General features: G+C 68.9%; 7 protein-coding genes. All 7 read left to right on the forward strand.

What is annotated here, in order from left to right; translation table 11 throughout:
- Nucleotides 1-2 precede the first annotated feature (2 nt).
- Nucleotides 3-1,199 (forward strand): acetylornithine transaminase, encoded by a 1,197-nt coding sequence (locus AEQ27_RS14240; RefSeq protein ID WP_054147261.1) that lies wholly within the window; start codon nt 3-5, stop codon nt 1,197-1,199.
- Complete coding sequence (gene argF / locus AEQ27_RS14245; protein WP_054147262.1) at nt 1,196-2,116, forward strand: ornithine carbamoyltransferase; 921 nt, start codon at nt 1,196-1,198, stop codon at nt 2,114-2,116. Before AEQ27_RS14240 ends, argF begins: the two co-directional genes overlap by 4 nt.
- 53 nt (nt 2,117-2,169) lie before the next feature.
- Nucleotides 2,170-3,372 (forward strand): argininosuccinate synthase, encoded by a 1,203-nt coding sequence (locus tag AEQ27_RS14250; protein ID WP_054147263.1) that lies wholly within the window; start codon nt 2,170-2,172, stop codon nt 3,370-3,372.
- A complete protein-coding gene (argH, locus tag AEQ27_RS14255; protein ID WP_054147264.1) occupies nt 3,369-4,835 on the forward strand; it encodes an argininosuccinate lyase in 1,467 nt (488 codons plus the stop codon). The genes AEQ27_RS14250 and argH overlap by 4 nt, the downstream gene beginning before the upstream one ends.
- Nucleotides 4,832-4,969: a hypothetical protein gene (locus AEQ27_RS17895; protein WP_161805559.1), complete on the forward strand. Its 138-nt coding sequence runs from the start codon at nt 4,832-4,834 to the stop codon at nt 4,967-4,969. The genes argH and AEQ27_RS17895 overlap by 4 nt, the downstream gene beginning before the upstream one ends.
- Nucleotides 4,970-5,000: 31 nt before the next feature.
- The gene (locus AEQ27_RS14260) at nt 5,001-5,645 is read left to right on the forward strand and encodes a DNA-3-methyladenine glycosylase (RefSeq protein WP_054147265.1); all 645 of its coding nucleotides are present in this window, start codon (nt 5,001-5,003) and stop codon (nt 5,643-5,645) included.
- A gap of 110 nt (nt 5,646-5,755) precedes the next feature.
- Entirely contained in the window at nt 5,756-6,994 is a 1,239-nt protein-coding gene (gene tyrS, locus AEQ27_RS14265) for a tyrosine--tRNA ligase (protein ID WP_082383601.1), read from the forward strand.
- Nucleotides 6,995-7,571: the final 577 nt, after the last annotated feature.

Here is a 7,571-nt window from a genome sequence, read left to right on the forward strand (position 1 = left end):
CCATGATCCAGATCCAAGGCGGTACCTGGCAGCGCCGATTCGGCGACTCGATGATGCGCTCGCTGTCCACTCCGAAGGTGATGCTCGACCGCGGCGAGGGCTGCCAGGTCTGGGACGTCGACGGCAAGCGCTACCTCGACTTCCTGGCGGGCATCGCCGTGAACGCCCTCGGGCACGCCCACCCGGTGCTCGTCGAGGCGCTCACCGAGCAGGCGAGCAAGCTGATCCACGTCTCCAACTACTTCGCGACGGCCCCGCAGGTCGAGCTCGCCGAAAGGCTGACCCGCATCAGCGGCGCCGGCGAGCGTGGGCGCGTCTACTTCGGCAACAGCGGAGCCGAGGCCAACGAGGCCGCGGTCAAACTGGCTCGACTCAACCGGGGTGACGGCTCACGCACCCGCATCCTCGCCCTGCAGAACTCGTTCCACGGCCGCACCATGGGCTCGCTCGCGCTGACCGGCAAGCCGGCGCTGCGTGAGCCGTTCGAGCCGATGATGCCCGGGGTCGAGCACATCGACACGACCGTCGAGGCCCTCGAGGCGGCCCTCGACGGTACGGTGGCCGCCCTGTTCGTCGAGCCGATCAAGGGTGAGGCCGGCGTCGTCGACCTGCCCGACGGCTACCTCGAGCGCGCCCGCGAACTCACCACGAAGCACGGGGCCCTTCTGATCCTCGACGAGATCCAGACCGGCATCGGTCGGACCGGCTCGTGGTTCGCCTTCCAGCAGCACGACATCGTCCCCGACGCCATCACCGTCGCCAAGGGCATCGCCGGGGGAGTCCCGATCGGTGCGCTCATCACCTTCGGCGACACGTCCGACCTGTTCGAGGCCGGGCAGCACGGCAGCACCTTCGGCGGCAACCCGCTCGCCACCGCCGCGGCCAACGCCGTGCTCGGCGAGATCGAGGCCAGCCAGCTCGTGCTCAACGCGATCGTCCGCGGCGACCAGCTGCGTGCGGCTATCGCATCCATCGGTTCGCCCCTCGTCCGCGAGGTCCGGGGCAACGGCCTCCTCATCGGCCTGGGGCTGGCGCAGCCCGTCGCGGCCCGGGTCGCCGCCGACGCCCTCGAAGCCGGCCTCATCGTCAACGCGCCGAACGACTCGAGCATCCGCCTCGCGCCTCCTCTGATCGTCGGCGACGACGAGATCGCCGAGTTCACCCAGATCATGACCACCGTCCTGAAAGGCCTCGAATGACCCGCCACTTCCTCCGGGACGACGACCTGACCACGGCCGAGCAGCTCGAGGTGCTCGACCTCGCCGACGAGCTCAAGCGCGACCGCTGGTCGCAGCGGCCGCTTGCCGGTCCGCAGACCGTCGCCGTCATCTTCGACAAGTCGTCGACGCGTACCCGGGTGTCGTTCGCGGTCGGCATCGCCGACCTCGGCGGCAGCCCGTTGATCATCGCCACGGCGAACAGCCAGCTGGGCGGCAAGGAGACCCCGTCCGACACGGCGCGCGTCCTCGAGCGCATGGTGTCCGCCATCGTCTGGCGCACCTACGCGCAATCCGGCCTCGAAGAGATGGCGGCCGGCACGACCGTGCCCGTCGTCAACGCACTGAGTGACGACTTCCACCCGTGCCAGCTGCTCGCCGACCTGCAGACCATCCGCGAGAAGAAGGGCACGCTCGCCGGGCTCTCGGTGGCGTTCGTCGGTGACGGACGCTGCAACATGGGCCAGTCGTACCTGCTGGCCTGCGCGACCGCGGGCATGCACGTCCGCATCGGCGCCCCCGAGGGCTTCCTGCCCGACCCGACCGTCGTCACCGACGCCGAAGCGATCGCCGCGCGGACGGGCGGCTCCGTCCTGGTCACCACCGACGCGACCGAGGCCGTCGCAGGAGTCGACGTCGTCGTGACCGACACCTGGGTCTCGATGGGCAAGGAAGACGAGAAAGACGAACGAGTCGCCGTCTTCGGATCGTTCAAGGTCGACCAGGCGTTGATGGCCCAGGCCGACGACGACGCGATCTTCCTGCACTGCCTCCCTGCCGACCGCGGGTACGAGGTCACGGCCGACGTCATCGACGGCCCGACCAGTGTCATCTGGGACGAGGCCGAGAACCGGCTGCACGCTCAGAAGGCGCTGCTCACCTGGCTGCTGGCCCGCTGAGCACCCCCACCACCGCACACACGTAGCCACACCCACACAACACAAGGAGAACCATGGCGGAACGCGTCGTCCTCGCATACTCAGGAGGCCTCGACACCTCGGTCGGCATCGGCTGGTTGGCCGATGCCACCGGAAAAGAGGTGGTCGCCCTCGCCGTCGACGTCGGACAGGGCGGCGAGGACATGGAAGACATCCGGCAGCGCGCCCTCGACTGCGGAGCGGTCGAGTCGGTCGTCGTGGACGCCAAAGAGGAATTCGGCACCGACTACCTGATGCCGGCCCTCAAGGCCAACGCGCTGTACCAGAAGACCTACCCGTTGGTCTCCGCCCTCAGCCGCCCGTTGATCGCCCGCCACCTGGCGTCGGTCGCGAAGGAGCTGGGCGCGAACAGCGTCGCCCACGGCTGCACCGGCAAGGGCAACGACCAGGTCCGCTTCGAGGCAGCCGTCGCGGCCCTCGCTCCCGACCTGACGAGCATCGCCCCGGTCCGCGACCTGGCCCTCACCCGGGACAAGGCGATCGTGTACGCGGAAGAGCACAACCTGCCCATCCGCCAGAGCGCCAAGAACCCCTACTCGATCGACAAGAACGTCTGGGGCCGCGCGGTCGAGACCGGATTCCTCGAGGACCCCTGGAACGCCCCGATCGAAGACCTGTACGAGTACACGCAAGACCCGGCGATCGTCAAGGACGCCGACGAGGTCGTCATCACGTTCGAGGCCGGCGTCCCGACCGCGATCGACGGCGTGGCGTTCACCCCGCTGGGCATCGTCGAGCGCATGAACGAGCTCGCCGGCAAGCACGGCGTCGGCCGCATCGACGTCGTCGAGGACCGTCTCGTCGGCATCAAGAGCCGCGAGGTCTACGAGGCACCCGGCGCGATGGCCCTCATCGCCGCGCACGAGGCGCTCGAGGCCCTGACCATCGAGCGCGACCTCGGTCGCTACAAGCGCGGGGTCGAGGCCGAATGGTCGAACCTGGTCTACGACGGCCTGTGGTTCTCGGGTCTCAAGCGCTCGCTCGACGTCTTCATCGACGACACGCAGAAGTACGTGTCGGGCGAGATCCGTCTCAAGCTGCAGGGCGGACGCGCGGTCGTCACCGGCCAGAAGAGCGACGCGAGCCTCTACGACTTCGACCTCGCGACCTACGACACGGGCGACACCTTCGACCAGTCCCTGTCGAAGGGCTTCATCGAGATCTGGTCGCTGCCCAGCAAGATCTCGGCTCGTCGCGACCTGGCCCACGGGGCGTGACCGACGCCATCGGGTTCGGCGACGGGCCCGGCAAGAACGAGCGCGCCGGCGAGGCGGGTGCCCTCTGGGGCGGCCGCTTCGCCTCCGGGCCGTCCGCCGAGCTCGCGGCGCTGAGCAAGTCCACGCAATTCGACTGGCAGCTGGCCTCGTACGACATCGCCGGGTCCCGGGCGCATGCCCGTGCCCTGGCGTCGGCGGGTTATCTCGACGCGTCCGAGCTCGACGCCATGCTGTCGGCGCTCGACCGGCTCGAGTCGGACGTGCTCGACGGGACGTTCACCGCCGCCGAGTCCGACGAGGACGTCCACTCCGCGCTCGAGCGAGGGCTCATCGGCATCACCGGTGTCGAGCTCGGCGGCAAGCTCCGGGCGGGGCGTAGCCGGAACGACCAGATCGCGACGCTCGTGCGCTTGTACCTGCGCGACCACGCCCGTGTCATCGGTCGGCAGGTCGTCGACCTGGTCGACGCCATCGCGGGTCAGGCGACGGCTCACCCGACGGCTGTCATGCCCGGCCGCACGCATCTCCAGCACGCCCAGCCGGTCCTGCTGGCGCACCACCTGCTCGCGCCCGCCTGGCCCCTGGTCCGCGACCTCGAGCGCCTGCGCGACTGGTCGCGTCGGGCCGGTGCCTCGCCCTACGGGGCGGGCGCCCTCGCCGGCAGCTCGCTGGGGCTCGACCCACTGCTGGTGGCGACCGATCTCGGGTTCGACCGCACGACCGAGAACTCGATCGACGCGACGGCCAGTCGCGACGTGGTGTCCGAGTTCGCGTTCGTCACGGCGTCCATCGGCATCGACCTCTCCCGGCTCGCGGAAGAGATCATCCTCTGGAACACGCGCGAGTTCGGCTTCGTCCGACTGCACGACGCGTTCTCGACCGGGTCGAGCATCATGCCGCAGAAGAAGAACCCCGACATCGCCGAGCTCGCGCGCGGCAAGTCGGGCCGACTCATCGGCAACCTGACCGGTCTGCTCGCGACGCTCAAGGGGTTGCCGCTGGCGTACAACCGGGATCTGCAAGAAGACAAAGAACCGGTGTTCGACTCGGTCGGCCAGCTCGAAGTCCTGCTCCCGGCGTTCACGGGCATGGTCGCGACCCTCGACTTCGACGAGCAACGCATGGCCGAGCTCGCCCCGCAGGGGTTCTCGCTCGCGACCGACGTCGCCGAGTGGCTCGGCCGTCAGGGGGCCCCGTTCCGCGACGCGCACGAGATCAGCGGCGAACTGGTCCGGGTCTGCGAGCAGCACGACCTCGAGCTGCACGAGCCCTCGGACGAGCAGTACCGGTCGATCTCGACGCACCTCACGCCCGAGATCCGTCCGGTCCTGACTGTCGAGGGCTCCATCGCCAGCCGTCGCGGTGCCGGCGGCACGGCCCCCGAGCGGGTCGCCGAGCAGCTCGCGCAGCTCACCGAGCAGATGCGACACCTCGTCCAGGCCCTCGCACCGGCGGCGGCGTGAGTCGTCGACGACCGGGGTCTCGAGACGACCGGCCGGTCCGTGCCTGGGTCGTGCCGGTCGTCGTCGCGATCGCGGTGGCGGTGCTCGTCGCCGTCGCGGTGATCGCGGTCGCCAGCGGCCAGCGCTTCTTCTGACCGCGATGATCGCGGTGGACGCGGGGGAGCGGTGACGACGACACCGGCCGACGACGTCTTGGCGGCATTGCTGGCCGAGCCGGCGCTGGCCGTCGCGCCGCGCCTCCTCGGCTCGGTCTTCTGGTCGGGTGGTGTGGGGGTGCGCCTGACCGAGGTCGAGGCGTACCACGGCCAGGGGCAGGACCCCGGTTCGCACGCGCACCGGGGTCCGTCGGCCCGCAACGGCAGCATGTTCGAAGGCGGCGGGACGCTCTACGTCTACCTGTCGTACGGCATCCACCGCTGCGTCAACATCGTGTGCGGTCCCGAGGGCTACGCGTCCGGTGTCCTCTTGCGCTCGGGTGAGGTGGTGGCCGGCGTCGACGAGGCGCGAGCCCGCCGGTCGACGTCGCGGACCCCGGCGGACCTGGCTCGCGGTCCCGGCCGACTCGGTTCCGCGCTCGGCATCGAGCTCGACGACGACGGCTCACGCCTCGTCGCCGACACCCCCGGTCAGGAGGCGCGGTTCCGGTTGCGCCTCCCGTCCGCACCGGTCGGCCCGATCGCCGCCGGCCCGCGTGTCGGTGTGTCGGGTCACGCCGGTGGTGACGCTTTCCCTTGGCGGTTCTCACTGGAGGGTGATCGGACGGTCTCGCCGTACCGCGCCGCCGTCTCGAGAGGGCGCGGTGGGGCGTGACGGCCGAGACGGTGGCCGCTGGTAGCGTTTCGCGGGTGACCAGTGAAACGACCGCAGACGTCCTGGCCGCCCAGAGCAACGATCCCTCGTTCGACGACGTGTGGGACGAGATGCAGTGGCGCGGCCTGGTGCACGTCTCGACCGACGCCGACGCCCTGAAGACCCTGCTCGCCGGCCCGCCGATCACGTACTACTGCGGCTTCGACCCGACCGCCCCCAGCCTGCACCTCGGCAATCTCGTGCAGTTGCTCACCATGCGTCGGCTCCAGCTCGCCGGTCACCGGCCCCTGGGTCTCGTGGGTGGGTCCACCGGTCTCATCGGCGATCCGCGTCCGACGGCCGAACGGGTGCTCAAGACACCCGAGCAGACGGCCGAGTGGGTCGACCGCATCCGCGTGCACGTCGAGAAGTTCCTCTCGCCCGACGGTGACAACGGTCTCCGGGTGGTGAACAACCTCGACTGGACGTCCCCGCTCAGCGCCATCGAGTTCTTGCGTGACATCGGCAAGAACTTCCGCGTCAACACGATGCTCAAGAAAGACGCCGTGGCCGCGCGTCTGAACTCCGACGCCGGCATCAGCTACACCGAGTTCAGCTACCAGATCCTCCAGGGGCTCGACTTCCGTGAGCTCTACCGCAGCTACGACTGCGTCCTGCAGACGGGTGGCAGCGACCAGTGGGGCAACCTGACCAGCGGCACCGAGCTGATCCGCCGTACCGAGGGCGTCTCGGTGCACGCGATCGGCACGCCGCTGATCACCAACACCGACGGCACCAAGTTCGGCAAGAGCGAGGGCAACGCGGTCTGGCTCGACCCCGAACTGACCAGCCCGTACGCGATGTACCAGTTCTGGCTCAACACCGACGACGCCGACGTCGTCCCACGGCTCAAGGTGTTCACGTTCCTCTCGCGTACCGAGATCGAGCGGCTCGAGAAGGCCGTCGCCGACGAACCCTTCCGTCGGGAGGCGCAGCGGGCGTTGGCCTGGAACGTCACGTCCCTGGTCCACGGCACCGCGGCCACCCAGTCGGCCATCGACGCCGCCGCGGCCCTCTTCGGCCAGGGCGATCTCGCCGTCCTCGATCAGCAGACGCTCGCCAGTGCGATCGCGGAATTGCCGGCAGCGACGGCCGACGAATCGACCACCATCGCGCAGGCGTTGGTCGACACCGGACTCGTCGCCTCGTTGGGTGCGGCTCGCCGGGCCACGGCCGAGGGCGGGGTCTACGTGAACAACGCCCGGGTCGAGAACGGTGAAGCCCTCGTGGCTGATTCTCGACTCGACGGGGGAGTCGTCGTACTCCGGCGCGGCAAGAAGACCCTGGCCGGTGTGACCGTGAAGGTCTGATCCCGAGCCGGCATGCTGCGTCAGAAAAGCCCGCTTCCTCTTCGAGGAAGCGGGCTTCTGTCGTCCCGGCACGGGCTCAGCGCTCCGATCCCCGTGTTTCTGGGCCTGTCCCCGGCGGCTCGCCCGGGATGCACGGGAGTTTGGGGGTGGGGGCCGGGGGCTGTGTAAAGTAATCCGAGTCAGCCCAAAGGTGCGGCGGAGCGGCTAGGACAGCGATCAGAGATGGTCCCGATCCGGAGCTTCCCGGCCTCAAGTGGTGGCATCCTCCCCGAGAACGGGTTGCTTGCGACTCGTGGTTCGTGTGGTAGGGTTTCAAATCCATCCTCTGGTTCACGCCAGGTGCTGGTCTTCACGTGGTGGGGATCGGAAATCGAGTCGTTTCGGCTTGGTCCATCGGGATGGTATGGTTCCACAGCTGCTTCGAGCGAAGGTCTTTCCGGCCGGGACTCGGGTGCGTTTGGTCCTTGAGAACTCAACAGCGTGCACATTGTCAAATGCCAAATTATACCCTGGCATTGCTTGTGGCCTCATCTTTTGTGGGGTTGTGAGTGGTGTTTAGGTTTCTTTGAGATTGATG

Source organism: Frigoribacterium sp. RIT-PI-h, from assembly GCF_001297205.1.
GTDB lineage: Bacteria > Actinomycetota > Actinomycetes > Actinomycetales > Microbacteriaceae > Frigoribacterium.